Annotated in this window: 25 protein-coding genes; 10 read left to right on the top strand and 15 right to left on the bottom strand. The window is 56.8% G+C overall.

Going from position 1 to position 23,831, the window contains the following annotated elements:
* Positions 1–10 precede the first annotated feature (10 nt).
* Positions 11–1,234: an argininosuccinate synthase gene (locus tag QRN85_RS19415; RefSeq protein ID WP_284759800.1), complete on the bottom strand. Its 1,224-nt coding sequence runs from the start codon at positions 1,232–1,234 to the stop codon at positions 11–13.
* A 241-nt stretch (positions 1,235–1,475) separates the two neighbouring features.
* On the opposite strand from QRN85_RS19415, the gene QRN85_RS19410 reads away from it, so the two are divergent.
* Complete coding sequence (locus QRN85_RS19410; RefSeq protein WP_062589209.1) at positions 1,476–2,330, top strand: SDR family NAD(P)-dependent oxidoreductase; 855 nt, start codon at positions 1,476–1,478, stop codon at positions 2,328–2,330.
* Positions 2,331–2,431: 101 nt separating this feature from the next.
* On the top strand, positions 2,432–3,079 hold the full coding sequence (locus tag QRN85_RS19405) for a LysE family translocator (protein WP_284759799.1): 648 nt from the start codon (positions 2,432–2,434) through the stop codon (positions 3,077–3,079).
* A gap of 26 nt (positions 3,080–3,105) precedes the next feature.
* Here the strand turns inward: QRN85_RS19405 and QRN85_RS19400 are convergent, their stop codons facing one another.
* From QRN85_RS19400 to QRN85_RS19360, 9 genes are all read right to left on the bottom strand, one after another.
* Entirely contained in the window at positions 3,106–3,900 is a 795-nt protein-coding gene (locus tag QRN85_RS19400; protein WP_112964462.1) for an ABC transporter ATP-binding protein, read from the bottom strand.
* Complete coding sequence (locus tag QRN85_RS19395) at positions 3,897–4,778, bottom strand: ABC transporter permease (RefSeq protein WP_284759798.1); 882 nt, start codon at positions 4,776–4,778, stop codon at positions 3,897–3,899. Before QRN85_RS19395 ends, QRN85_RS19400 begins: the two co-directional genes overlap by 4 nt.
* A gap of 200 nt (positions 4,779–4,978) precedes the next feature.
* A complete protein-coding gene (locus tag QRN85_RS19390) occupies positions 4,979–5,932 on the bottom strand; it encodes an ABC transporter substrate-binding protein (RefSeq protein ID WP_284759797.1) in 954 nt (317 codons plus the stop codon).
* A gap of 102 nt (positions 5,933–6,034) precedes the next feature.
* Positions 6,035–7,210 (bottom strand): dual-specificity RNA methyltransferase RlmN, encoded by a 1,176-nt coding sequence (gene rlmN, locus QRN85_RS19385; protein ID WP_112964585.1) that lies wholly within the window; start codon positions 7,208–7,210, stop codon positions 6,035–6,037.
* A gap of 268 nt (positions 7,211–7,478) precedes the next feature.
* A complete protein-coding gene (locus QRN85_RS19380; protein WP_113170538.1) occupies positions 7,479–7,982 on the bottom strand; it encodes an invasion associated locus B family protein in 504 nt (167 codons plus the stop codon).
* 280 nt (positions 7,983–8,262) lie between these two features.
* The gene (locus QRN85_RS19375) at positions 8,263–8,640 is read right to left on the bottom strand and encodes a YkvA family protein (protein WP_062589215.1); all 378 of its coding nucleotides are present in this window, start codon (positions 8,638–8,640) and stop codon (positions 8,263–8,265) included.
* A gap of 55 nt (positions 8,641–8,695) precedes the next feature.
* The gene (locus tag QRN85_RS19370) at positions 8,696–8,998 is read right to left on the bottom strand and encodes a 4a-hydroxytetrahydrobiopterin dehydratase (protein ID WP_113170540.1); all 303 of its coding nucleotides are present in this window, start codon (positions 8,996–8,998) and stop codon (positions 8,696–8,698) included.
* Between the two features lie 201 nt (positions 8,999–9,199).
* On the bottom strand, positions 9,200–9,793 hold the full coding sequence (gene thpR / locus QRN85_RS19365; RefSeq protein ID WP_062589217.1) for an RNA 2',3'-cyclic phosphodiesterase: 594 nt from the start codon (positions 9,791–9,793) through the stop codon (positions 9,200–9,202).
* Between the two features lie 74 nt (positions 9,794–9,867).
* Positions 9,868–10,512: an arylesterase gene (locus QRN85_RS19360; RefSeq protein ID WP_284759796.1), complete on the bottom strand. Its 645-nt coding sequence runs from the start codon at positions 10,510–10,512 to the stop codon at positions 9,868–9,870.
* Between the two features lie 107 nt (positions 10,513–10,619).
* Between QRN85_RS19360 and QRN85_RS19355 the strand changes: the two genes are divergently transcribed.
* The 3 genes from QRN85_RS19355 (at position 10,620) to QRN85_RS19345 (ending at position 14,933) form a co-directional block, all read left to right on the top strand.
* Positions 10,620–11,330, top strand: coding sequence for an ABC transporter ATP-binding protein (locus QRN85_RS19355; protein ID WP_284759795.1), 711 nt, complete (start codon positions 10,620–10,622; stop codon positions 11,328–11,330).
* Positions 11,327–13,885, top strand: coding sequence for an ABC transporter permease (locus tag QRN85_RS19350; RefSeq protein ID WP_284759794.1), 2,559 nt, complete (start codon positions 11,327–11,329; stop codon positions 13,883–13,885). Before QRN85_RS19355 ends, QRN85_RS19350 begins: the two co-directional genes overlap by 4 nt.
* Before the next feature lie 310 nt (positions 13,886–14,195).
* Positions 14,196–14,933: a Bax inhibitor-1/YccA family protein gene (locus tag QRN85_RS19345; RefSeq protein ID WP_112964452.1), complete on the top strand. Its 738-nt coding sequence runs from the start codon at positions 14,196–14,198 to the stop codon at positions 14,931–14,933.
* Positions 14,934–15,011: 78 nt separating this feature from the next.
* Here the strand turns inward: QRN85_RS19345 and QRN85_RS19340 are convergent, their stop codons facing one another.
* The 3 genes from QRN85_RS19340 to acnA form a co-directional block, all read right to left on the bottom strand.
* Entirely contained in the window at positions 15,012–15,404 is a 393-nt protein-coding gene (locus QRN85_RS19340) for a DUF2794 domain-containing protein (RefSeq protein ID WP_122070180.1), read from the bottom strand.
* 293 nt (positions 15,405–15,697) lie between these two features.
* Positions 15,698–16,441: a DUF1223 domain-containing protein gene (locus QRN85_RS19335; protein WP_502870806.1), complete on the bottom strand. Its 744-nt coding sequence runs from the start codon at positions 16,439–16,441 to the stop codon at positions 15,698–15,700.
* 203 nt (positions 16,442–16,644) lie between these two features.
* Entirely contained in the window at positions 16,645–19,338 is a 2,694-nt protein-coding gene (gene acnA / locus QRN85_RS19330) for an aconitate hydratase AcnA (protein WP_112964450.1), read from the bottom strand.
* A 271-nt stretch (positions 19,339–19,609) separates the two neighbouring features.
* Here acnA and ccmA point away from each other — a divergent pair, with 271 nt between their 5' ends.
* The 5 genes from ccmA to QRN85_RS19305 all read left to right on the top strand — a co-directional run bounded on the left by ccmA (position 19,610) and on the right by QRN85_RS19305 (position 22,578).
* Positions 19,610–20,251 carry a heme ABC exporter ATP-binding protein CcmA gene (gene ccmA / locus QRN85_RS19325; protein WP_284759793.1) on the top strand — a complete coding sequence of 214 codons (642 nt, stop codon included), beginning with the start codon at positions 19,610–19,612 and terminating at the stop codon, positions 20,249–20,251.
* 82 nt (positions 20,252–20,333) lie between these two features.
* Positions 20,334–20,993, top strand: a complete 660-nt coding sequence (ccmB, locus tag QRN85_RS19320; protein ID WP_284759792.1) for a heme exporter protein CcmB — start codon at positions 20,334–20,336, stop codon at positions 20,991–20,993.
* A gap of 45 nt (positions 20,994–21,038) precedes the next feature.
* A complete protein-coding gene (locus QRN85_RS19315; RefSeq protein ID WP_284759791.1) occupies positions 21,039–21,809 on the top strand; it encodes a heme ABC transporter permease in 771 nt (256 codons plus the stop codon).
* Positions 21,806–21,979 carry a heme exporter protein CcmD gene (ccmD, locus tag QRN85_RS19310; RefSeq protein WP_062589229.1) on the top strand — a complete coding sequence of 58 codons (174 nt, stop codon included), beginning with the start codon at positions 21,806–21,808 and terminating at the stop codon, positions 21,977–21,979. Before QRN85_RS19315 ends, ccmD begins: the two co-directional genes overlap by 4 nt.
* A complete protein-coding gene (locus tag QRN85_RS19305) occupies positions 21,976–22,578 on the top strand; it encodes a DsbE family thiol:disulfide interchange protein (RefSeq protein ID WP_284759790.1) in 603 nt (200 codons plus the stop codon). The genes ccmD and QRN85_RS19305 overlap by 4 nt, the downstream gene beginning before the upstream one ends.
* Positions 22,579–22,594: 16 nt before the next feature.
* Here the strand turns inward: QRN85_RS19305 and QRN85_RS19300 are convergent, their stop codons facing one another.
* Together QRN85_RS19300 and QRN85_RS19295 are read right to left on the bottom strand one after the other, a co-directional pair.
* Positions 22,595–23,182, bottom strand: a complete 588-nt coding sequence (locus QRN85_RS19300) for a DUF2585 domain-containing protein (protein WP_284759789.1) — start codon at positions 23,180–23,182, stop codon at positions 22,595–22,597.
* The gene (locus QRN85_RS19295) at positions 23,179–23,829 is read right to left on the bottom strand and encodes a septation protein A (protein ID WP_062589232.1); all 651 of its coding nucleotides are present in this window, start codon (positions 23,827–23,829) and stop codon (positions 23,179–23,181) included. The genes QRN85_RS19300 and QRN85_RS19295 overlap by 4 nt, the downstream gene beginning before the upstream one ends.
* Positions 23,830–23,831 lie beyond the last annotated feature (2 nt).

The following is a 23,831-nucleotide window of genomic DNA, read 5'->3' as shown; positions in this document are numbered from 1 at the left end:
AGCCGAAAATTTACTTGCCGAGATTGCGCTTGGCAAGGGTGCGCAGACGCAATGCATTCAGCTTGATGAAGCCCGCCGCATCCTTCTGGTCGTAGGCGCCCTGGTCATCCTCGAACGTGACGAGGGTGTCGGAGTAAAGCGACTTGTCGCTCTCACGGCCGGTCACCATGACGTTGCCCTTGTAGAGCTTCAACGTGACTTCACCCTCGACGTGTTCCTGGCTCTTGTCGATCAGGGCCTGAAGCATTTCGCGCTCTGGAGAGAACCAGAAGCCGTAATAGATGAGTTCCGCATAGCGCGGCATGATCTCATCCTTCAGATGGGCGGCACCTCGGTCAAGCGTGATGGATTCGATGGCGCGGTGGGCGGCAAGCAGGATGGTGCCGCCAGGCGTTTCGTAAACGCCACGGCTCTTCATGCCCACGAAGCGGTTTTCGACCAGATCAAGGCGACCGATGCCGTTGTCCCGACCGTAATCGTTGAGTGCGGCCAGCAGGGTCGCAGGAGACATTTCGACACCGTTGATGGAGACAGCGTCACCCTTGCGGAAGCCGACCTTGATGACGGTGGCCTTGTCCGGTGCAGCTTCCGGCGAAATCGTCCGCATGTGAACGTATTCCGGCGCCTCAATGGAGGGGTCTTCGAGGACCTTTCCTTCGGAAGAAGAGTGAAGCAGGTTGGCGTCAACGGAGAACGGCGCCTCGCCCTTCTTGTCCTTGGCGACAGGGATCTGGTGCTGTTCGGCAAAGTTGAGAAGATCGGTACGGCTCTTGAAGGTCCAGTCGCGCCATGGCGCAATGATCTTGATGTCGGGGTTCAGCGCATAGGCCGAAAGTTCGAAGCGAACCTGGTCATTGCCTTTTCCGGTCGCGCCATGAGCAATGGCATCAGCTCCGGTCTTCTTGGCGATATCGATCAGGTGCTTGGAGATCAGCGGACGGGCAATGGAGGTGCCGAGCAGATAGACGCCTTCATAAACGGCATTGGCACGGAACATTGGAAAGACGAAGTCGCGCACGAACTCTTCGCGGACATCCTCGACGAAAATCTCCTTGATGCCCAGCATCTCGGCTTTCTTGCGTGCAGGCTCAAGCTCTTCGCCCTGCCCCAGATCAGCGGTAAATGTTACCACCTCTGCGCCAAGCTCCGTCTGAAGCCATTTGAGGATAATCGAGGTATCGAGGCCGCCGGAATAGGCGAGAACGACTTTCTTTACGTCTTTCGGAAGAGCCATCAGTGAAATCCATTTGCGTACAGGCGAGATTGGGATGTCGCCATTTCCTTGGGATTTCGGCACTTTTAGCGAGTTTATCTTCCCGTGCAACAAAAATGCAGTGGCGTGAAGGCATGGAGCATATTCATTGTCATGTGACTTGCTGCGATAAAAACACTAAGCTCCCGTCGCGTTCGTAAAGCGCAAGGTTCCAGGAAACGTTTTGTCGCGATGACATGCGGCAACGAAAAAGGAGAAACCTATGACGACCCTTCACAACGCATTTGCACAGGACAATGTCGCCGTCATCACCGGTGCGGCATCGGGCATAGGCTTGGCAGCCGCCCGGAAATTCGCCGGTTTCGGAATGAGCGTCGTGCTGGTGGATCTCGACGGAGAAAAACTTGCGGCAGCCCAGCTGGAAGTTGCCGCGCTTGCAAGGGACGGCACGACTGACGTCGTCTCGATACCCACCGATGTATCGAAACTGGATGAACTCGTTTCCCTCGAGAGCGCCGTCATTCAAAGATTCGGCCGCGTCCATGTTCTGATGAACAATGCCGGAGTGCAGCCCGGCAGTGCGATCTTCGGACCGCAGGCAAATTGGGACAACGTTCTGGGCGTGAACCTCATGGGCGTCGTAAATGGCAGCCGGGTCTTCGGTTCTGGAATGCTCGCCCACGGCGAACCGGGCCTGATCATCAACACGGGATCGAAACAGGGCATCACCACACCGCCCGGCGACCCCGCCTATAACGTGTCCAAGGCTGGCGTGAAGGCCTTTACGGAGGCACTTGAGTACGAGCTGAGAAACGCCCCAAATGGCCGCGTCTCATCCCACCTGCTGATTCCGGGTTTTGTTTTTACAGGTCTCACCGCCAACGGCCGCACTGAAAAACCAACCGGCGCATGGACGCCGGACCAAACGATTGATTTCATGATCGACAGCATCGGAAGAGGTGATTTCTACATTCTCTGCCCTGATGGAGAAGTGGATCGTAAAACCGACGAGAAGCGTATTCTCTGGGCCGCAAATGACATCATCGAAAACAGGCCGCCACTGTCGCGATGGCATGAAGAATACAGCAATGAGTTCAAGTCTTTCCTGAACAGTTGACACGGGTGCCGCACCCTTAGGTGCGGCATACCCAATCCGGCAGTTGGCAGTTCTGTAAAATGGCGGTAAGCAAGTGGATCAGATCCCGCGAGTGATGTCCCATGGAAATGCTACCCAGCCTGCCGACATTGATTGGATTCACAATTGCTATTCTGCTTCTGGCGGTGACCCCTGGTCCCGACATGACGCTCTGGATAAGCCGTTCACTGCGCGATGGCCGCGTATCAGGCTTCATGACGCTCGTCGGTACCAATCTCGGCATTACAGTGCATACGATGCTTGTTGCATTTGGCGTAGCGGCACTGATTGTAGCCTCGCCGACTGCCTTCATGGTGCTGAAAACAGGTGGTGCCGCCTACCTCGTTTGGCTGGCCATCATGGCCATCCGGAAAGGGTCGAATTTTGCGGTCGAGCGCCCGGATGAACAGAAGACCAGATCGTCCAAGAAGTCTGCCTTGCTCAATGGCCTTTGGGTCAATTTGCTGAACCCGAAGATCATCATATTTTTCATGACCTTTCTGCCGCAGTTCGTGAGTGCATCCGACCCGCATGTAACCGGAAAACTCATTTTCCTTGGCCTGTGGTCCATCATCGTTGCGCTTCCGATCGGAGTCGGAATCGTCGTTGGAGCGGACAAGCTTTCGGCCTGGCTGCAGCAGAACCGGAAGGTTTTGCGCGGGCTCGATTACACGATCGCCGGGGTTTTCTCGCTGTTTGCGGTGAAAATCTTCCTCGTGCAAGCCAGGTAGACGGCTCGGGCAGCGAGCCGCCCGCATCAACCGATCAGCAGCTCATCATCATCCAAGGTCTGGCCGCGAATATTGCGGAACATCTCTATCAGATCTTCGACCTGCAGGTCTTTTCGGCTTTCGCCAGCCACGTCCAGCACGATTTCTCCTGCGTGCAGCATGATGGTGCGGTCGCCGTAATCAAGGGCCTGGCGCATGGAGTGTGTCACCATCAAGGTGGTCAGCTTTCGATCTGCCACGACCTTTCGCGTCAAATCCATGACGAACTCGGCCATGCCTGGATCCAGAGCAGCGGTATGCTCATCGAGCAGCAGGACATCCGACCCCGCAAGGGTGGCCATCACAAGCGAAACCGCTTGCCGCTGACCGCCCGACAACAGGTCCATTCGATCTTTCAGTCTGTTTTCCAGTCCCAGGTTGAGGGAAGCGATACGGTCCTGAAAAAACGCCCGTCGTCCGCCGCCGAGCGCCGGCAGGAGGCCGCGGGCTTTACCGCGTGCAGCTGCGAGCGCCAGATTTTCTTCAATGGTCAGAGCCCCGCAGCTGCCCGCCAGAGGGTCCTGGAAAACACGGGCCACCTGCCCCGCCCTGCTCGCAGTCGGCTTGCGGGTGACATCCACACCACCGATGATCACCTTGCCTGCCGTGGGAAGCACATCGCCCGCCAGGACACCGAGAAGCGTGGACTTTCCCGCACCATTGGATCCGATGACGGTGACAAAAGAACCGTCCTCGATGGTCAGGTCTATCTTGGCCAAAGCCTGCTTCTGCAAAGGCGTCCCTCGCCCGAAGACGACCTGGATATCCGAAAGCGAAATCATGATGCGGCTCCCCCACGACGCAGGCGTGGCAAAATCAGCGCCACGGCAACCAGCGCAGCGGTCACGAAATTGAGGTCAGAGGCCTTCAGTCCAAGCACATCGCTGGAAAGTGCCAGCTGAATGGCGAGACGATAGGCGATCGAGCCCATTATGCAGCCGATAAGGGCAACCAATATCCCCCGTGAGCCAAACAAGGTTTCACCGATGATGACGGCGGCAAGACCGACGACAATCGTGCCGACGCCGGAAGTAACATCGGCAAAGCCGTTGGTCTGTGCAAACAATGCACCTCCCAATGCCACCAGAGCATTGGAGAGAGCCATTCCGAGATAGATCTGATTGCCCGTCTTGACGCCCTGCGCCCGCGCCATCCGCGCATTGGCACCGGTTGCACGCATGGCAAGACCCGCATCGCTTTCCAGAAAGCGCCAAACAAGGATGACCGCGATCACCACCAGGACGCCCACGAAAAGAGGACGCAGGAGATACTCGGGAACGCCCATTCCATAGAAGGGCTCAAGCACCGTTTCCTGATTGAGCAGCGCGACATTCGGCTTGCCCATGACCCGCAGGTTCACGGAAAACAACGCAATCATGGTCAGGATGGAGGCGAGAAGATTGAGGATCTTGAAGCGGACGTTCAAAACCGCCGTGACCATACCAGCCGCAGCACCGGCAACCATGGCGACGCCCGTTGCCAGCCAAGGATTGAACCCCGCAACAATCATGACCGCTGCCACGGCAGCGCCCAGCGGAAACGACCCATCGACGGTCAGATCGGGGAAGTCGAGAACGCGAAATGCGAGATAAACGCCAATAGCAACGAAGGCAAAGACCAGCCCCAGTTCGACGGCGCCCCAGAAGGCGATTTGGCTCACGGTAGAATTCCTCGGTTTGCCCGCCACCATGGGAGGGGCTGCAATTGAAACAGTCATAGACTGCCAGTCGTGCCGTCTCTCTTCCGTCATCCCCGACTTGAGCCGGGATCCAGCGCGATCAATTCCTTGATCGCAAGAGGTTCTTGCACCGCAGACGCGGCGCTGCTGGATTCCGGCTCAAGGCCGAAAGACGGATAGGATCAGTCGATAATCTTCGTCGCGCGCTTCGTCACGCTCTCGGGGAAGGTCACGCCGGCTTTCTCGGCAGCCTTCTTGTTGAGAACGAGATCGGTACCGACAGCAACGGTTGCCGGAATGTCACCGGGCTTTTCACCCTTGAGGATGCGAACGACGACAGCGCCCGTCTGCTTGCCGACGTCGAAATAGTTGAAGCCCAGAGCGGCAATGGCACCACGGGCAACGGAATCCGTATCGGCGGCGTAAAGCGGAATTTTTGCCTCGGCAGCAACACCGGCAGCGGCCTCGAAGGCGGAAACGATCGTGTTGTCGGTTGGGACGTAGATCACATCCGCCTTGCCCACCAGTGCGCGGGTCGCACCCTGAACTTCTGCCGATTTCGTCGCCACGGATTCCACGACCTTCAGGCCGGCCTTTTCAGCCTCGGCTTTCAGAAGTTCCAATGTAGAAACGGAATTTGCCTCTGCGGAGTTGTAGATGTAGCCGATGGTCTTCGCCGACGGCGTGATTTCCTTGATCAGTGCCAGATGCTCGGCAACCGGCAACATATCCGAAAGGCCGGTCACGTTGCGGCCCGGCTTTTCCATGCTCTTGATCAGCTGCGCACCGACTGGATCAGAGACAGCCGTAAAGACGACGGGAATATCACGCGTGGCGCCGACAACGGCCTGCGCCGAAGGCGTGGAGATCGGCACGATGACAGAGGGCGCGTCACCCACGAACTGGCGGGCAATCTGTGAAGCCGTGGCAGGATTTCCCTGCGCCGACTGGTAGACGAATTTCAGGTTTTCGCCTTCCTTGTAGCCAGCCTCGGCCAGTGCGGCCTTTACGCCATCACGCGCAGCATCCAGCGCCGGATGCTCAACGATGGCCGTAACGGCGACGGTCACGTCCTCGGCCTTTGCGGGCACGATGAGAGCTGTGGCAGCGGCAAGCGCCAGAATGAGTGTGCGCATAGAAATTCCTCCGACTGTTTCGTTGTTGTTGCCGCCTTCTTTAGGAAAGGGTTAAAACGAAATCAATCGCGCAAGCCAAGAGTCACCTATCAATTCTTCTTCTTAGTCGTCATCCGCACCGTGATTGGCGATCATCATGGCTTCGAATGCCATGCGCTCTGTCTTGCGCATCCGCTCCGATTCCGACTTGAGCTGGCCGCAGGCAGCAAGGATATCACGTCCTCTGGGGGTACGGATCGGAGAAGCATAGCCTGCCTGATTGATGAAATCGGCGAATTTCTCGATCTGCGCCCAGTCCGAGCACTGGTAATTCGTACCCGGCCATGGGTTGAACGGGATGAGGTTGATCTTGGCCGGAACGCCTTTCAGGAGCTGCGTGAGCATCTTGGCGTCTTCCAGACTGTCATTGACGTCTTTGAGCATCACATATTCGAAGGTGATGCGACGGGCATTCGACAGGCCGGGATAGTTGCGGCAGGCCTCGATCAGTTCTTTCAGCGGATATTTCTTGTTGATCGGTACCAGCATGTCGCGCAACTCGTCACGCACGGCATGAAGCGAGATGGCCAGCATCACGCCGATTTCGTCGCCGGTGCGGAAGATTTCCGGCACCACGCCCGAGGTCGACAGCGTCACACGTCGCTTGGAAAGCGACAGGCCATCGCCATCGGTGGCAATCAAAAGGGCGGTCTTCACATGGTCGAAATTGTAGAGCGGCTCGCCCATGCCCATCATCACGATATTGGAGACCTTGCGGCCTTCCGCGGGCATGATGGTTCCCTGCGGTGCTTCGCGGTCCGGAAAATCACCGAGGCGATCACGCGCCACAAGAAGCTGCGCCAGAATTTCTTCTGCCGTCAGGTTGCGAACCAGACGCTGCGTACCGGTATGGCAGAAGGAACAGGTCAGCGAACAGCCGACCTGGCTGGAAATGCACAGCGTGCCGCGACCTTCTTCGGGAATATAGACCGTTTCGATCTCGACCGGACGACCGGCGCCACGGGGCGGGAAGCGCATCAGCCATTTGCGGGTGCCGTCATTGGAGACCTGCTCCTCGACGATTTCGGGCCGGGCAATGGTGAACTTCGCCTTCAGCGTCTCTCGCAGATCCTTCGCCACATTGGTCATATGGTCGAAATCTGAGACGCCGCGCACATAAAGCCAGTTCCACAACTGGCTCACGCGCATCTTGACCTGCTTTTGCGGCACGCCGGCATCCAGCAAAGCCTCGGCCATGTCCTCACGCGTCAGGCCGATCAAAGACGGCTTGCCGGACATGAGATCGCTGTTGGCGATCAGAGGGGCTTTGATTGCAAGACCAGCAGTGGCTTCCAGTGTGGACATCGTCCCTATCCCATCATCCCATACAGCGCTACGTCACCCTCTAGAGAAAGGTTGAAAGCGTCTGCATGTCGAGAAAAATCAAGAGTAATGCGCCTGTTGCGCAGACACTCGTCAGTGTTGGCGCGGCCTTTAGCACCAAAATCGCCAAAACGCAAATGGCCGGTCGATGACCGGCCACTCAAAAACCATGTGCAGGCTGGGCTTACTTGCAGCTTTCGATCTGCTTGAAGGCAGCAGAAATGCCTGACAGCGAATAGGAATAGGATGTTGCCGTGCCACGGGCAGACGTGGCCTTGACCGTCATCGACTTGCCACCCTTCATGGCGGCAACGAGGGCTGGCTCTTCTGCAGCATTTTCAACCCAGGCAGCCTTGTCCTTGGTGAACATCACGAAGTTCTTGTTGTCGATGGTCACATTGACCTTCGAGCCTTCCTTCAAGCTGTAGCCGACCATGGCCTGCGGCTCGTAGGAAATGTTCTGCCCGGGGCGCTGCGAAACGATGAAGAAGATATCACCGTGATCTACGCTTGCAGGTTCCTTGGCGGTGGGGATGGAAAGAACATAGCAAACGGTGCTGTTACCCGACTTGTACGAATAGGCACCCCATGCATTGAACTGCTGGATGCGCGTGGGCGACTGTGCAGAGGCTACATTGATGCTGGCCAGCAAAATGGCGACTGCGGTTGCTACACTTCTTACAAACATTGAATTTCCTGCCGGGTTTATTGTCTTCCAGTTGGCCGAACGGCTGCGCCGGGCCGATGCTAGGTGAAGTCCGTCATCCTGATATTGGCTAAAGATCAGTTACCAAACCGTCAACACCAATGCTAAAAATAGAGGGTTGCATCGGCGTGTTACAGATTGGTCACTCCAAGCGCCAGCGAAGCAGGCGAGAGAAAAGCCTGCGTCATCAGCAATGACACAAGAATTCAGGCAAGAATTTGTCAGCTTTTAGCGCGGCCTCATACGGGCAATCACAGAGGCGTTACTCTTGCTTCATAGCCTCTATCGCCGCATCGGCAGCATCATAATGCTCCATCTTGATGTGAGCACGGATCATCGCCAGCGCCGCCGTCAAGACGGCTATGTCGTCTGTGAACCCGACGACGGCAAAAATATCGGGAATGGCGTCCATCGGCAAAATGAAATAGCCCAAAGCCGCAAAAAGAACGCCCTTGGCGCGAAACGGCGTGTTTTTGTCCACCGCGCAGTAATATGCGGCTGCCGCATCGCGCGCAAATGGCACCTTGCTGATGACACGCTTCATTTTGGGCCAGAACTTTGCCCGGACCTGCTGCTCACGACTTTCCTGGGTGTCAGGATCGCCCGGCAGAAGTATCTCGCCGATTTTCACATCATCCATGGTCGTAGGTCCTCTGGTCATGCCAACTATATAGGACGAGACGAAAGCACTTCAATCATCCCCTGCCCGCAGCGGCCTTCTGCATCGCATTGGCCAGAAGGAAATCTCTTTCGGTTATTCCTTGGGAATCATGGGTGGTGAGACAGACCTTGACCCGGGAATAGACATTTGACCATTCGGGATGATGATTGAGTTTTTCCGCAACGATGGCGCACTCCGTCATAAAACCGAAAGCCTCGGCGAAGGTTGAAAACTTGAACGACTTGAGGATGGCTAGACCATCGTCGCGCAATGTCCAGCCGTCGAGTTTTGCAAGTTCGCTCTCTATGGCTGCCTGTTCGAGTTTGGGAAATTTCATTGCCTTGCCTCTTTGCTCGCTGCCGTCTTGTCAAACGCACAACGCTTCTTTTGTTTGCATGGGAGTTTTGCGCCGGTTTGCAAAAAAGCGCGGCTCATTCGCAACCGTCTCGACGCGTTGCAGCGCTAGTCGAATTTCAATATCGGCGTTTCAGGAGCCCACGATAACGAGGGCGTCGGTCTGCGGATAGACAGAGGTCGCCTAAACCATTCCCTTCGAAGGATGTAGTTCAGCGCCGGAGAAATTCGATATCGGCCAAGCCTCTTGAAGCGGAAACGCTTCTTCAACGATGTAAGGGCCGCCCCCCACCGATTCCTTGGACGACATGAGAACGAAGCGACCGACCTTGAATGTCGTCGTTCTGAAGTCCCCACGCCCGGAGAGATAATGCACGACGTCGTCCAGTCTTGAATTCCGAAGCCTCGCGAGTGTCACATGCGGCGTGAATTTGCGCGGGTCCGGCGGCAGGCCAAGCCGCTGACAAATCCTTTCGATTTCGCCCTGCAAAGCCGTCATTTCTGGAGATTGCGAGACGCCCGCCCAGATGGAATGCGGCTTTTTTGAACCGAAAGAACCGATGCCGGTGAGGTTGACTTCAAATTCGGGGCGGTCGATCCGGTCTAGGCGATTGACCACCTCGTCTGCCGTTCGACCATCGATATCCCCGATGAACCGTAATGTGATGTGGTAATTCTCCACGTCAATCCACCGGGCACCCGGCAGACCACCGCGCAACAATGAGAGGCTCATGGCCGCATTGCGCGGAATTTCGAGGGCGGTAAACAGTCTCGGCATGGCGAGCTCCCCGAATCTCTTGGCAGAACAAGTCTAGCGAATCATGCAACGCAGCGCAGCGCAAGCGCTTATTTCTATTGAGCACCAATAGCGTTTACAAAGTTCTCAACGACCGGAAGCGTTCTTTCCACCATGATGCCCACGCCCTTTGCATTAGGGTGCATCCTGTCCTCCAGTTGAAGGGTCTGATCTAGCACCACGCCATCGAGGAAAAACGGATAGAGCGGCAGATCGTATTTTTTGGCAAGCCGCGGATAGATCTCGTTGAACCGGGCCGCAAAATCCCCGCCCATGTTGGGAGGAGCCATGATGCCGATGAGCAAAACAGGGATGTTGCGTTTCTTGAAACCGGCAATGATCTGGTCGAGGTTTTTCTCGGTCTCATCAGGCGAAACACCGCGAAGAGCATCGTTGGCACCGAGTTCGAGAATGACGCCGTCGGTTCCGTCAGGGACAGACCAGTCCGCCCGCGCCAGACCGCCAGCGGTCGTGTCTCCTGAAACACCGGCATTGGCGACTGCAACATTCATACCCTTCTTTCGAAGCGCCGCTTCCAGTTGAGCCGTGTAGCTTTCTGTCGGCGGCAGCTGATATCCCGCCATCAGGCTGTCGCCAAAGCCGACCAGTTCGACCGGCTTTGACTGCGAATGCACGACCCCTGCTGGCAGCAATGCTGCGCATATGACGATGAATTGAGCGGTAGCAGCTTTAAAACCCATATCGGCCTCCCTAATTTGTCTGGCAATGCCGAAACATTTGATGTCTTTCGGGCTGCCCAAGATCGCTATCGAGCTGCCAATGTCTCTTACATATAGGAACGCGAATTGTGACGAAAAGCATCATAGATCTGAATAAGGCTGATCTAACCCTCGGTAATGCCGCCGCGTCCGTCCACGTTCTCAAGAGCATCGACCTCGTCATCAATGAAGGCGAAGCGGTTGGAATTGTCGGCCCTTCCGGCTCGGGAAAGTCGACCCTGCTGATGGTTCTTGCCGGGTTGGAGCGGCTCGACAGCGGTAAGATCACAATTGCGGGAACGGAGCTTCACAAATTGGGCGAAGACGCGCTGGCCGAGTTTCGCGGCCGCAATGTCGGCATCGTTTTCCAATCCTTCCACCTGATTGCCAACATGACAGCCATTGAAAATGTTGCCGTGCCGCTGGAACTGGCGAATGTAGCCAATCCCTTTGATATCGCGCGCAAGGAACTCGTCGCGGTGGGCCTGGGTGAAAGGCTCAACCACTATCCGGGGCAGCTGTCCGGGGGCGAACAGCAGCGCGTTGCCATTGCTCGCGCACTCGCGCCTTCCCCTGCGGTCCTGATTGCCGACGAGCCGACAGGCAACCTCGATACCGATACCGGCAAGCAGATTGCCGACCTTCTGTTTTCCAAACAGATGGAGCGCCGCATGACAATGATTTTGGTTACCCATGATGTGTCGCTTGCCGCGCGCTGCTCTCGCCAGATCAAGGTCAGGTCAGGTCAAATCGAAAGTGACAGCGCCACCTCAGTTGCCAGACAGGCAGCGTCGGTATGAAGGTCAGATCGCTTTTTTTCTTTCGCCTTGGTAATGCGCTGCGTCTGGCAAGACGTGAAATACGTGGCGGCCTCAGCGGCTTTTACATTTTCCTTGCCTGCATCGCGCTCGGCACAGGCGCCATTGCTGCAGTCAATTCCGTCTCCCGCGCCATAACCAGTTCCATCGCAACGCAGGGGCAATCCATTCTGGCGGGCGATGTTCGTTTCGAACTGCGCAACCGCGAAGCCTCGCCGGATGAATTGGCCTATCTCGACAATCTGGGGACCGTTGCCGTCTCGACCGGTCTGCGGTCGATGGCAAGGCTCGCCGATGGGTCGCAACAGACCCTTGCCGAGGTAAAGGCTGTCGACGGAGCCTATCCGCTCTATGGCAAGCTGGAGTCAGACCCCGCAATGCCACTTCCCCAACTGCTGGCAAGGCAGGGCGAAGCCTATGGCGCGGTCGTCGCTCCGCTTCTTCTGGAGCGGCTGGGCATCAAACGGGGCGATGAGGTCCTGCTGGGCAACGTCCGGCTAAAAATCTCAGCGACGCTGGTTACTGAGCCCGACGCGCTGTCGGATGGTTTTGGATTTGCGCCGCGACTTCTCATCAGCCGCGAGGCGCTCGCAACCTCCGGGCTCATCCAGAATGGCAGCCTGGTGGAGCACGCCTACAAGATCCGCTTGAACGACACAGCCAGGCGAAGCGGGATCACCGAAGAGGCCAATCGTGAGTTTCCGAGTGCCGGCTGGTCGATCCGAACGAGCGACCGGGCAGCACCGTCGCTCACGGAAAACGTCAACCGTTTCTCTCAATTCCTGACACTGGTCGGGCTGACAGCATTGATCGTTGGCGGCGTTGGGGTTGCCAACGCGGTGCGCGCCTTCCTCGACTCCAAGCGTACCACCATAGCAGCGCTCAAATGCCTCGGCGCACCGGCCAGCGTCGTGACACTAACCTATCTCTTCCAGATCGCCTTCATTGCCATCATCGGTATCGCAATCGGACTGGCGTTGGGGGCGGTTACTCCGCTCGTGGCCATGCGCTTTCTCGAAGGTGTCCTGCCTGTTCCGGACGAATTGGCGATCTACCCCGGCGCGCTGTTCATGGCCGCCCTGTTCGGGCTGTTGACAACACTGGCCTTCGCGATCTTGCCATTGGGTCAGGCTCGCGAAGTCCCTGCCACCGCATTGTTCCGCGAACAGGGATTTGAAGCCAACCGATTGCCGTCATGGCCCTATCTGGCCGCCACTGGCTTGCTTCTTGCCCTGTTGGCCAGCATGGCGATCTATTCGGCTGAACAGAGATATATCGCGTCGGTCTTTTTGGGAGCGGTCGCTTTCGCTTTTATCGTTCTCAGGCTTGTGGCCTGGGGCATCAGGGCCGTTGCCAAGAGAAGCCCTCGCGTCCATTCCGCAGCATTGCGGCTGGCGATCGGCAACATTCATCGCCCCGGCGCTTTGACACCCTCCGTAGTGTTATCACTGGGGCTCGGTCTGACCCTGCTGGTCACGCTCACGCTGATCGACGGCAATCTTAGACGGGAACTCACGGGCAGTCTGCCAGAGCGGGCACCGAATTTCTTCTTCGTCGACATTCAAGGTGCCGACCGGGATGGGTTCAAGGCGCTTGTCCAAAAAGAAGCGCCGGAGGGTACGTTGACGGAGGTGCCCATGCTGCGGGGTCGCATCCTTGCTCTCAACGGCCAGGACGTGACCAAGATGGAAGTGCCTGCTGCGGGCCGATGGGTCCTGCGCGGAGACCGTGGCATCACCTATGCCCAAACCATGCCCGACAATGCCAAGCTCACAGAGGGCACGTGGTGGAGCGGCGATTATAGCGGCGAGCCTCTCGTTTCCTTTGCGGCGGAAGAGGCGGGCGAACTGGGTCTGAAGATCGGCGACAGCGTGACCGTCAACGTATTGGGACGTAACATTACCGCAAAAATTGCCAACCTGCGCGACGTGCAGTGGGAGTCGCTTTCGCTCAACTTCGTCATGGTCTTTTCGCCCAACACGTTCCGCGGCGCACCTCACTCCTGGCTGGCAACCCTTGCAGACCCGAGCGCGACTGCCGCCCAGGAAGGCGAAATATTGAGAAAGGTCACCGCGAGCTACCCCACCATCACCACGGTCAGGGTCAAGGACGCGCTCGATCTGGTCAACAGTCTGGTTGAACAGTTGGCGACGGCGATCAGGGCCGCAGCGGCTGTTGCCCTGATTGCGTCTGTCCTGGTTCTCGCAGGTGCCTTGGCGGCTGGAAACCGGGCACGGACCCACGACGCTGTCATTCTCAAAACGCTCGGTGGCACCCGTGCCATGCTAATCCGCGCTTTCTCGTATGAATATATGATGCTTGGTCTGGCCACTGCGGTATTCGCACTCCTCGCAGGTGGGGTCTCCGCATGGTTTGTCGTCGCCCGGATCATGAAGCTGCCATCCAGCTTCCTGCCGGATGTTGCGATCGCAACCATCCTTATCGCCTTGGTGATGACGGTTGGCATTGGCCTTATCGGGACATGGCGAATCCTCGGCCAGAAGGCAGCGCCCGTGCTGCGTCAAACCGGCGAGTAGCTCTCATGTCTTGTGAGATAAATTGCCTGAGCGGAGAATGAATATTTCGGGTGGCCACATGCATAGCGTGGCGCTAGAAAATTGCGCGCAACTTAACCTTTGCGATTAATCGGGAAGTTCAATCTCCAAAACGTTATCGGTTTTCGCGCATACGGTGTTTTTTCGACATTGAAAGCTCTTGTAACTGAAATGGGATATCCTCATATTCTCCGGTAGGCTTGCTGTAGCTCCGCAGCGGCGCCTGGGTTATGATCCCGAGTACGGTCATATCCCGACACCGTAGGAACTTCGGAGCTCAAAAGAGGAAACAATGGCTGATTTCAACAACTACCAGAATCGCATGGCCCAAGGCCGTGCCCAGTCTGGTGCGATGATCGATGAAGGTCTTCGCACATACATGCTGAAGGTTTACAACCTGATGGCTCTTGCGCTGGTCATTACCGGCGTGGCTTCGTTCGGCACCTACACTCTGGCGGTTTCAAATCCTGCCTTCGCACAGCTGCTTTACACATCGCCGCTGCGCTGGGTCATCATGTTCGCACCGCTCGCGCTGGTGTTCTTCCTGAGCTTCCGTATTGAGAAGATGAGCGTACCTGCTGCACAGGCTACCTTCTGGGCCTACGCTGCGCTGATGGGCGTCTCCCTTTCGTCGATCTTTATCGTCTTTACCGGCGAGAGCATCGTACAGACGTTCTTCGTGACAGCTGCTTCCTTTGGCGCCCTGTCGCTTTACGGCTATACGACCAAGAAAGACCTCTCCGGCCTCGGCTCGTTCCTGATCATGGGTCTGTTCGGCCTGATCATCGCGTCCATCGTCAACATCTTCCTGCAGTCATCCGCAATGGGCTTTGCGATCTCCGCCATCGGCGTGCTGATCTTTGCTGGCCTGACCGCATATGACACGCAGAAGATCAAGGAAATGTATTTCGATGGTGACGATGTGGCCGTTGCTGGTCGCAAGGCTATTATGGGCGCACTGACGCTCTACCTCGACTTCATCAACCTGTTCACGTTCCTTCTGCAGTTTCTTGGTAACCGCGACGAGTAACCGATCAGACTTGAATCAAGAAAGGCGGCTTTCGGGCCGCCTTTTTTTTTATGCTTTCGGCTCAACGAAGATGAGCAGTCACTCGATCAGTCGCAGTACCTTATCAAACACTTTGAGGACCTGTGACAGTTCATGTCCGCGTTTGAGGATGCGGCCATCGACATTGACGACGCTGAAAGCGCCCTGTTTTGCGGCAAGCTTCGGGTTCTTCTCGATGCGAAACAGAGGCATTTCCCCTGACCGCTTGAAGACCGAGAACACCGCCTTGTCTTTCAGATGGTCGATAGCATAGTCCCGCCACTCACCTTCTCCCACCATGCGTCCGTAGATGCGCAGGATGGCGTCCAGTTCACGCCGGTGGAAGGTAATCGGCAAGGGGTCCTTGCTCTGCTTGTACTCGCGAAGATCGACAACGGGTGAACTATCTCTGTGAAAAGAAGCTGCGCGCTGCGCATCCGGCTGATCGGTCATCAGGTAACCCCGCTCGACGGCAAATGACAATTTCAAGACAGTCTGCCGCTCTGTCGGCGAAATTGCAAGCTTCGTTCTGGCCAGGCTGGCCGGCTTTACGCGGTAAGGATTTGGGCAGGAAGTGCATTAGCAAATGCCCTATTTCGGTCAAACCATGGCCTGAATTGAGTGGAATATAGCTATTGTCAATTGATGCCTAGGCACCAAGATGACCCGGTCCGGTGCATTGACCCTTTACCCCCAGCCCCCAATGCCCGGATCGGATCTCCCTCAGCCCCCTGAGATGCTTCCCCTTACTGCAGCAGGACACTCGCCCCGACGATCGCTGCCGGATTGCCCTGCGCATCGGACGTCTGCAGCAACACCGCACAGCCGCCGTTTTTGGCCTTGCTGAGAATGCTGGCGGGAAGTTTAACGGACATGGACTTTCCGTCCCACATCCCAACCGTCTGCACGTCATAAACGCTATGCCAGTATGATATCTTCTTTCCCTGGTTCTCACCCTTCTGCACGTCGACCACTTGCTCTCGGTTGAAGTAAGCGACCACCACGTCAGCTTTGCCCTTCCCCTCTCCGATATCGATGGCGATCTCATCTGCCACACGCGAGGCTTTGACTGGCACACTCAAGCCTTCGCCAGCGCGAGTGAAAGCGTCCAGGCGGCCATAAATGGCCTGCACATCCGCCCCTTTCACGTGGTCACGGCCATTGACGACCGCTTGAGGGGTATAGACATTGTTGCGACCGAGCGCTCTGGCATAACCATACTGACGCTCAGTATTTTCCTTAGAAGCCAGCGAATCTGCCCAGCCAAGATAATTCCAGTAATCGACATGGTAAGACAGTCCAACCACATCACCCTTCTGGATGAGCTTGCGCAAGGCCTCATCAGCAGGCGGGCAGGACGCGCATCCCTGCGACGTGAACAATTCGACAACGCCCTTCACCTGCTCCTGCGCCTGGACCGAGACGGAAGCAAGCATACTCAAGGCGAAGACCGAAAGACCGAAATTCAGAGACCCGTATTTGAGAGACATTGCGAGAACCCTTGCCTGGACATTTTTCCAGACTATTGATGCAATCAATTCATGTCGGGAAGCCGATGGCGAAAATAACGCCTAAGCCTCTTCAATGGAAAGTCACGATGGGGTGAGGCAATAGTCAGCACGACCATCGCACTACCTTTCACGCAAAAACGCCGGGATTGCTCCCGGCGTTCAAACTTCATCAGGCGTGCGCCTTAGGCGGCCAGATCGCGAAGAACGGTCTGCAGAATGCCACCATTGTTCATGTAGATCACTTCATCCAGCGTATCGATGCGGCAAAGAAGCGGAACTTCCTTCACGCTGCCGTCACCATAGGTGATCTTGGCAATCTTTTTCTCGCGTGGCTTGATATCGCCTTCGAGACCGTCGATCTCGACGGTTTCATCGCCCTTGAGGTTGAGGCTTGCCCATGTCGTGCCTTCCTCGAAGACGAACGGCACAACGCCCATTCCGACGAGGTTGGAGCGGTGAATACGCTCGAACGACTGCGCAATCACGGCCTTCACGCCCAAAAGATTGGTACCCTTGGCAGCCCAGTCACGCGAAGAGCCGTTACCATATTCCACACCGGCAAAGATGACGAGCGGAACGCCCTCAGCCTTGTACTGCATGGCCGCATCGTAAATCGACATCTCTTCCTTGGACGGATAGTGGATGGTGTAGCCGCCTTCCTTGCCGTTTGGCCCAAGCATGTGGTTACGGATACGGATGTTGGCGAAGGTGCCGCGCATCATCACTTCGTGGTTACCACGGCGCGTGCCATACTGGTTGAAGTCTGCAACCGCCACGCCGTTTCCGGTGAGGTAGGCACCTGCAGGGGATGCTGCCTTGATCGAACCGGCCGGAGAAATATGGTCGGTGGTGATCTTGTCGCCGAAGAGACCGAGAACGCGCGCGCCCTTGATGTTCTTCAAGCCTGTGCCGGTCTTGCCCATGCCCACGAAGTAAGGAGGGTTCTGGACATAGGTGGACTTGTCGTCCCACGCATAGGTCTGGCCCGGAGGAACCTGAACGGCCTGCCAGTTTTCATCACCCTTGAAGACGTCCGCGTACTTGGACTCGTAGAGTTCACGCGTGACATATTTCAGGATGAATTCCTGGATTTCTGCCGATGTCGGCCAGATATCCTTCAGGAAAACTGGCTGTCCGTCAGAACCCGTGCCGATCGGCTCCTTGGTCAGATCCTTCTGGACCGTACCGGCGAGCGCGTAGGCAACGACGAGCGGAGGCGAAGCGAGGTAGTTCGCCTGAACGTCGGGCGAGATACGGCCTTCAAAGTTACGGTTGCCAGAGAGGACGCCCGCGGTAATCAGACCCTTGTCGTTGATGGTCTTTGAGATCGGTGCTGGCAGCGGACCGGAGTTGCCGATGCAGGTCGTGCAGCCAAAGCCAACAAGGTTGAAGCCGATGGCGTCCAGATCCTTCTGCAGACCGGACTTTGCAAGATATTCACCAACGACCTGAGATCCAGGTGCCAGCGATGTCTTGACCCAAGGCTTGGATGTCAGACCCTTTGCAACGGCGTTGCGGGCGAGAAGACCAGCGGCGATCAGAACCGATGGGTTTGACGTGTTGGTGCAGGACGTGATCGCTGCGATGGCGACGTCGCCATGGCCCAGATCGAAGTCTTCGCCTTCAACCGCATAGCGCGTGTCGAGCTGGCCGGGCTTCTTATAGTCGTTTTCGAGCGCCGTTGCGAAATTCGGTGCAATGGTTTCGAGCGGCAGACGGCCTTCCGGACGCTTCGGGCCAGCCATGGATGGCACAACGTCGCCGAGGTCGAGTTCCAGCGTGTCGGTGAAGACGAGGTCGGCACCATCGCCGGTACGCCACATGTCCTGCGCCTTGGAATAGGCTTCGACCAGCGCGATGCGGTCCTTGGTGCGGCCAGACATGGTGAGGTAGTTGATGGTTTCGCCGTCAACCGGGAAGAAGCCGCATGTCGCGCCGTATTCAGGGCCCATGTTGCCGATGGTCGCACGGTCGGCCAACGTCATCGAATCAAGGCCGGGGCCGAAGAATTCAACGAACTTGGAAACCACGCCCTTTTTACGCAGCATCTGAACGACTGTCAGCACGAGGTCGGTCGCGGTAACGCCTTCCTTAACCTTGCCCGTCAGCTTGAAGCCGATGACTTCAGGCAGAAGCATGGAAACCGGCTGGCCAAGCATGGCCGCTTCAGCTTCGATACCGCCAACGCCCCAGCCCAGAACGCCCAGACCGTTGATCATGGTCGTGTGGCTGTCCGTGCCAACGCATGTGTCGGGGTAAGCGATGGTCTCGCCGTCTTCTTCCTTGGTCCAGACCGTCTGGCCGAGATATTCGAGGTTGACCTGGTGACAGATGCCTGTGCCAGGAGGAACAACCCGGAAGTTCTGGAACGCCTGCTGGCCCCACTTGAGGAAGCGGTAACGCTCGCCATTGCGCTGATATTCCAGCTCGACGTTGCGGGCGAAGGCATTTGGCGTGCCGAATTCGTCAACGATGACCGAGTGGTCGATGACCAGATCGACCGGAACCAGCGGATTGATCTTCTCGGGATCGCCACCGAGAGCAACCATCGCATCACGCATGGCAGCCAGATCGACGACTGCGGGAACGCCGGTAAAGTCCTGCATCAGAACGCGGGCAGGGCGGTAGGCAATCTCGTTTTCAACACGGCCCTTGTTGTTGAGCCACTCTGCAACAGCAAGAATATGATCTTTGGTAACGGTCTGGCCGTCTTCAAAACGCAGCAGGTTCTCAAGCAGAACCTTCATCGAATATGGAAGTTTGGAAACACCGGCAAGACCGTTCGCTTCCGCCTTCGGCAGGCTGAAATAAACATAATCCTTACCGTCAACGGTAAGAATAGAGCGACAATTGAAACTGTCGAGAGATTTAGCCACGGATAAAAACCCCGCTTCCTCTGATAGCCAACACGCGCGTGCGGACACCTATGCACTCATGCACATCAGGATGCGGGTACGGTCATTTCCGCTGTCCGCACGAGAAGACTGTTTTCACAACCTTCAGGTCCGGCGCTATATGATGATCACGCCGACCGCTGGCGTGGTTGAAAGTCATATAGATAATTTCGTCGAAACGTGCCAGACCGGAAAAACACCTAAATCGATTTTTTTGCATCGAGATGATTAAAATCTTAACCGAGGTCGCCAGATGCTGCTGACAGCAGAAAATCTCTCCGCAAGACGGGGGGAAGACCTGATATTCATGAATGTTTCCTTCAAGTTAACGAATGGAGAGGCGCTGGTGTTGACCGGGCCGAATGGTTCGGGAAAATCGACCTTGCTGCGGGTCGTTGCAGGTCTGCTCCGCCCTGAAAAGGGCGCGGTAAAGATAGCCGGCAAAGGAATTGCTGATGATATCCCTGCTTGCGAAGCAGCTCATTATATGGGCCACAAAAACGCGATGAAACAGGAACTGACCGTTCTGGAAAACCTTCAGTTCTGGAAGAGCTTCCTGGGAAACTTCAACCAGGGTGAAGCCTTCGAGATCGATGAGGCCGCAGACATGGTTGGCCTGTCCGGGATCACCCATCTTCCCTTCGGCTATCTCTCGGCGGGCCAGCAAAGACGCTTTGCAATGGCGAAGTTGCTCGTGGCATGGCGACCCGTCTGGATACTGGATGAACCGACCGCAGCGCTTGATTCGCACGCCGATGCCATCTTTGCAGGGTTGATCACATCTCATCTTGAGCGGGGAGGGATCGTTCTTGCCGCCACGCATCAGCCGCTTGGCTTGCGCGATGCCCATCAATTGCAAATGAGCGGCTTTGCAGGAGTGGAAGAAGCGTGGTGAGAAACTCAATCCTGCAACCGCAGAAACGTCAGTTGCCCGCGATGCGATGTGGTGACGTCTCAAGACAGGAGGTCACTCTGTCATGACCGCGATTTTCCTGCGCGATCTCAAGCTTTCAATCCGCGCTGGCGGCGGGGCGCTGATCGGCGTGCTGTTCTTCATGACTGTCGTCGCCGTTATTCCCTTCGGGGTTGGGCCTGACCTTAATCTCCTGTCACGCATAGGCCCCGCCATTATCTGGATTGGCGCGCTTCTGGCGGCTCTGCTCGGTCTCGACCGCCTGTTCCAGGCAGAACGCGATGACGGATCACTCGACATTATCCTGATGCAGGAGACGCCGCTTGTTCTGACGGTTGCGGTGAAATGCCTTGCGCATTGGACGGCAACCAGCCTGCCGCTGGTGATTGCCTCGCCACTGCTCGGCCTTTTCATGAATATGAGCGAAATCGCCATCGGTGCGGTGATGTTGACCTTGCTGATTGGCTCCCCTGCACTCACCTTCATTGGTGCAGTGGGCGCTGCGGTGGCCGTAGCCTTGCCGCGCGGCGGTTTGCTGGTATCGATCCTCGTGCTGCCGCTTGCCATTCCCGTACTGATCTTCGGCGTGAGCGCGTCCTATGCGGCAGTTGAGGATCCAGCGCCCTTCATGCCACCCCTGCTTATCCTTGCGGCAATCACGCTATTTTCATCAGTCGTCGGTCCGTTCTTCGCAGCTTTGGCGTTGCGCAGTTCCATGGATTGATAAGGATCAATTGCGGCAATCCCGGTCTCGCTGTAGAAAGACGCCATGAACGATACGAGCCTTGCAATCATCAAATTCAGCGATCTTGCCAATCCCACTCGGTTTCTGGCACTGGTGGCACGTGTTCTGCCCTGGCTTGCAGCGCTGTCGGCGCTCTGTCTGGCCATTGGGCTCTATCTGTCGTTCACGACGGATAGCGATTATCAACAGGGCAATACTGTCCGTATCATGTATGTCCATGTGCCTGCAGCCTGGCTATCGATGATGTGCTACACCGTCATGGCAGCGTCGGCCATCGGCACACTGGTCTGGCGTCACCCCCTGGCGGATGTCAGCCATCGGGCCGCAGCACCCATCGGCGCGGCCTTTACCCTGATTGCACTGGTGACAGGTTCGCTTTGGGGAAAGCCCATGTGGGGAACCTGGTGGGTCTGGGACGCGCGCCTGACCTCGGTCTTCATTCTCTTTTTGATGTATCTGGGCCTTATCGCCTTCAACAAGGCGATGGATGATCCGTCAAAGGCCGCCCGCGTGAGCGCTGTCCTCATTCTCGTCGGTTTCGTCAATATCCCCATCATCAAGTTCTCGGTCGAGTGGTGGAATACGCTGCACCAGCCGGCAAGCGTCATCAGAATGAGTGGACCGGCGATTGCCCCTGAGTTCCTCTGGCCACTGCTTGTCATGGCGCTGGGCTTCACGCTTCTTTTCTTTACGCTCCATATCGCCGCCATGCGCAACGAAATCCTGCGCAGGCGCATCGCTGCTCAACGACGCCTCGCAGCACGCATGGCAAGCAGGGAGGCAAGCCAGCCATGAGCCATGCATTCTACATTGGCATGTCCTACGCCCTGACAGGGCTGATCACGTTCGCCCTGATTGCCTGGGTATGGCTGGATGGCCGCGCCCGCCGCAAGGAGCTTGCACAGCTTGAGGCATCGGGCATCCGGCGTCGGTCTCGTCGCAATTCTCCGGAAGCCAAAGCATGACAGAAAAAAGTGAGCCTGCGACCGCTGCAAAGGGTAAAAAGGCGCGGATATTTCTGGCCTTCCTGCCGCTGGTTGCCTTTGCAGGTTTCGCCGCCATCGCCGCCAAGATGCTATATGAGCAAGACGTCAACGGCCTCGATGTCAGCGCTATTCCCTCTGCCCTGATCAATACACAGGCACCCAAACTGGCCCTGCCACCGCTTGACGGTTCCGGCCTGCCAGCCCTGGATGATGCGGCCATAAAGGGCAAGGTCACCCTCGTGAACGTCTTTGCATCCTGGTGCGTGCCATGCCGGCAGGAGCACCCGATGTTGAAGGAGATGTCCAAAGACGAGCGACTGAATGTGGTCGGCATAAATTACAAGGACAAAACTGAAAACGCGCTGCGGTTCTTAGGCGAGCTTGGGAACCCCTATGCCGCAATCGGCACCGATCCGAATGGGAAAGCCGCCATCGATTGGGGTGTCTACGGCATTCCGGAAACCTATTTGGTCGATAGGAACGGCACCATCGTCTACAAGAAGGTCGGCCCGATAGACGCCGCGACCTATGAACGCGACATCATCCCAGCCATAGAAAAGGCTGTCGCGGGCGATTGAGGCGGTGCGTCAGCGATCACAACGCGTTTTGCCACGTCTTGATGGATTCGATGGGAGCGACAAGCATCAGGACATTCAGCGTCAGATTGTCCCGGATCAGCCAGGCGGTCAGTATCTCGAAGAAGATGGCGACGAGAATCGTCAGCCAGACCGGCACGCGAGCGGCGAAGAAGAAGCCAAGCACCATGAAAACGGTGTCCATCGCGGAATTGAGGATACTGTCACCGGCGTAGCCGAGCGCCATGGTCGCTGTACGATATCGATCAATGATAACAGGTGAGTTTTCCAGAATTTCCCACGCTGCCTCAATGAGAACAGCAAGCGACAGCCTCATGGACAAGGGCTTCTGACGCAGCAACAGCCAGGCGAACCAGTAGAACAGGAAGCCATGTATGATGTGGGACGGCGTGTACCAGTCGGCGAGGTGCTGGGAATTGCCTGGCGTGTTTACGCCCGGCTCAAATAACTTGACGTAACCGCACTCGCACATGGGAAGACGCCCCATGAGGTACAGGACTAGGACCTGTACCAGAAGCAACGCTGCTGCCACGACATACCACTTGTGCGACGAGGAGCGAGAGGGAGACGTCCCGGCGAGCGTCATGGCTTGTCCTTGTTGAGCGGCTCAACGGAGTGCCGCATGATGAGGGGCATCTGCGCCATCGTGAAAATGATGGTGATCGGCATGGTTCCCCAAACCTTGAAGGCAACCCATGTATCCGTAGAGAAGCCGCGCCAGACAACCTCATTAAGAACGGCCAGAAACAGGAAGAAAAATCCCCAGCGAATGGTCAACTTGCGCCAACCTTCGTCATTCAGCTTGAACGCGGAGTTGAAGACATAACCGAGCAGAGACTGGCCAAACAGCAGCCCACCCAGGAGAATGACGCCGAAGAGTGCATTGACGATGGTCGGCTTCATCTTGATGAAGGTGTCGTTCTGAAGGTAGAGCGTGAGCGCGCCGAAAACCAGAACGACAAGACCCGAGATCAGCGGCATCATCGGCAATGTGCGGGTAAGAAGCCAGGACACTGTCAGAGCCAAGGCTGTCGCGCACATGAAAAGGCCGGTCGCGATGAATATCGGACCGCCGAACTCCGTCAAGACAGGGAAGGTCTTCGCCAGCCACTCCCCACGTGAGTTTGCAAAGAAAAATACCAGCAGCGGGCCGAGCTCCAGCACGAACTTGAGCAGCGGGCTGATCTCGCGGACCATTTTTTCGCTTTCGCGCTGATTGCTTTCCACATCCATTG

Source organism: Agrobacterium sp. fls2-241-TYG-188a, assembly GCF_030209845.1.
This window is presented reverse-complemented; position numbering and strand designations above follow the sequence as displayed.

Bases quoted from the DNA above. Each gene is read 5' to 3' on its own strand.
- ccmD (WP_062589229.1), top strand. From the start codon at position 21,806: ATGAGCCATGCATTCTACATTGGCATGTCCTACGCCCTGACAGGGCTG.
- QRN85_RS19415 (WP_284759800.1), bottom strand. From the start codon at position 1,234: ATGGCTCTTCCGAAAGACGTAAAGAAAGTCGTTCTCGCCTATTCCGGC.
- QRN85_RS19405 (WP_284759799.1), top strand. From the start codon at position 2,432: ATGGAAATGCTACCCAGCCTGCCGACATTGATTGGATTCACAATTGCT.
- QRN85_RS19315 (WP_284759791.1), top strand. From the start codon at position 21,039: ATGAACGATACGAGCCTTGCAATCATCAAATTCAGCGATCTTGCCAAT.
- QRN85_RS19410 (WP_062589209.1), top strand. From the start codon at position 1,476: ATGACGACCCTTCACAACGCATTTGCACAGGACAATGTCGCCGTCATC.
- QRN85_RS19360 (WP_284759796.1), bottom strand. From the start codon at position 10,512: ATGGGTTTTAAAGCTGCTACCGCTCAATTCATCGTCATATGCGCAGCA.
- ccmB (WP_284759792.1), top strand. From the start codon at position 20,334: ATGACCGCGATTTTCCTGCGCGATCTCAAGCTTTCAATCCGCGCTGGC.
- QRN85_RS19370 (WP_113170540.1), bottom strand. From the start codon at position 8,998: ATGAAATTTCCCAAACTCGAACAGGCAGCCATAGAGAGCGAACTTGCA.
- QRN85_RS19375 (WP_062589215.1), bottom strand. From the start codon at position 8,640: ATGGATGATGTGAAAATCGGCGAGATACTTCTGCCGGGCGATCCTGAC.
- rlmN (WP_112964585.1), bottom strand. From the start codon at position 7,210: ATGTCCGGCAAGCCGTCTTTGATCGGCCTGACGCGTGAGGACATGGCC.
- QRN85_RS19400 (WP_112964462.1), bottom strand. From the start codon at position 3,900: ATGATTTCGCTTTCGGATATCCAGGTCGTCTTCGGGCGAGGGACGCCT.
- QRN85_RS19335 (WP_502870806.1), bottom strand. From the start codon at position 16,441: ATGTCTCTCAAATACGGGTCTCTGAATTTCGGTCTTTCGGTCTTCGCC.
- QRN85_RS19345 (WP_112964452.1), top strand. From the start codon at position 14,196: ATGGCTGATTTCAACAACTACCAGAATCGCATGGCCCAAGGCCGTGCC.
- QRN85_RS19350 (WP_284759794.1), top strand. From the start codon at position 11,327: ATGAAGGTCAGATCGCTTTTTTTCTTTCGCCTTGGTAATGCGCTGCGT.
- thpR (WP_062589217.1), bottom strand. From the start codon at position 9,793: ATGCCGAGACTGTTTACCGCCCTCGAAATTCCGCGCAATGCGGCCATG.
- QRN85_RS19390 (WP_284759797.1), bottom strand. From the start codon at position 5,932: ATGCGCACACTCATTCTGGCGCTTGCCGCTGCCACAGCTCTCATCGTG.
- QRN85_RS19295 (WP_062589232.1), bottom strand. From the start codon at position 23,829: ATGGATGTGGAAAGCAATCAGCGCGAAAGCGAAAAAATGGTCCGCGAG.
- QRN85_RS19305 (WP_284759790.1), top strand. From the start codon at position 21,976: ATGACAGAAAAAAGTGAGCCTGCGACCGCTGCAAAGGGTAAAAAGGCG.
- QRN85_RS19380 (WP_113170538.1), bottom strand. From the start codon at position 7,982: ATGTTTGTAAGAAGTGTAGCAACCGCAGTCGCCATTTTGCTGGCCAGC.
- ccmA (WP_284759793.1), top strand. From the start codon at position 19,610: ATGCTGCTGACAGCAGAAAATCTCTCCGCAAGACGGGGGGAAGACCTG.
- QRN85_RS19340 (WP_122070180.1), bottom strand. From the start codon at position 15,404: ATGACCGATCAGCCGGATGCGCAGCGCGCAGCTTCTTTTCACAGAGAT.
- QRN85_RS19300 (WP_284759789.1), bottom strand. From the start codon at position 23,182: ATGACGCTCGCCGGGACGTCTCCCTCTCGCTCCTCGTCGCACAAGTGG.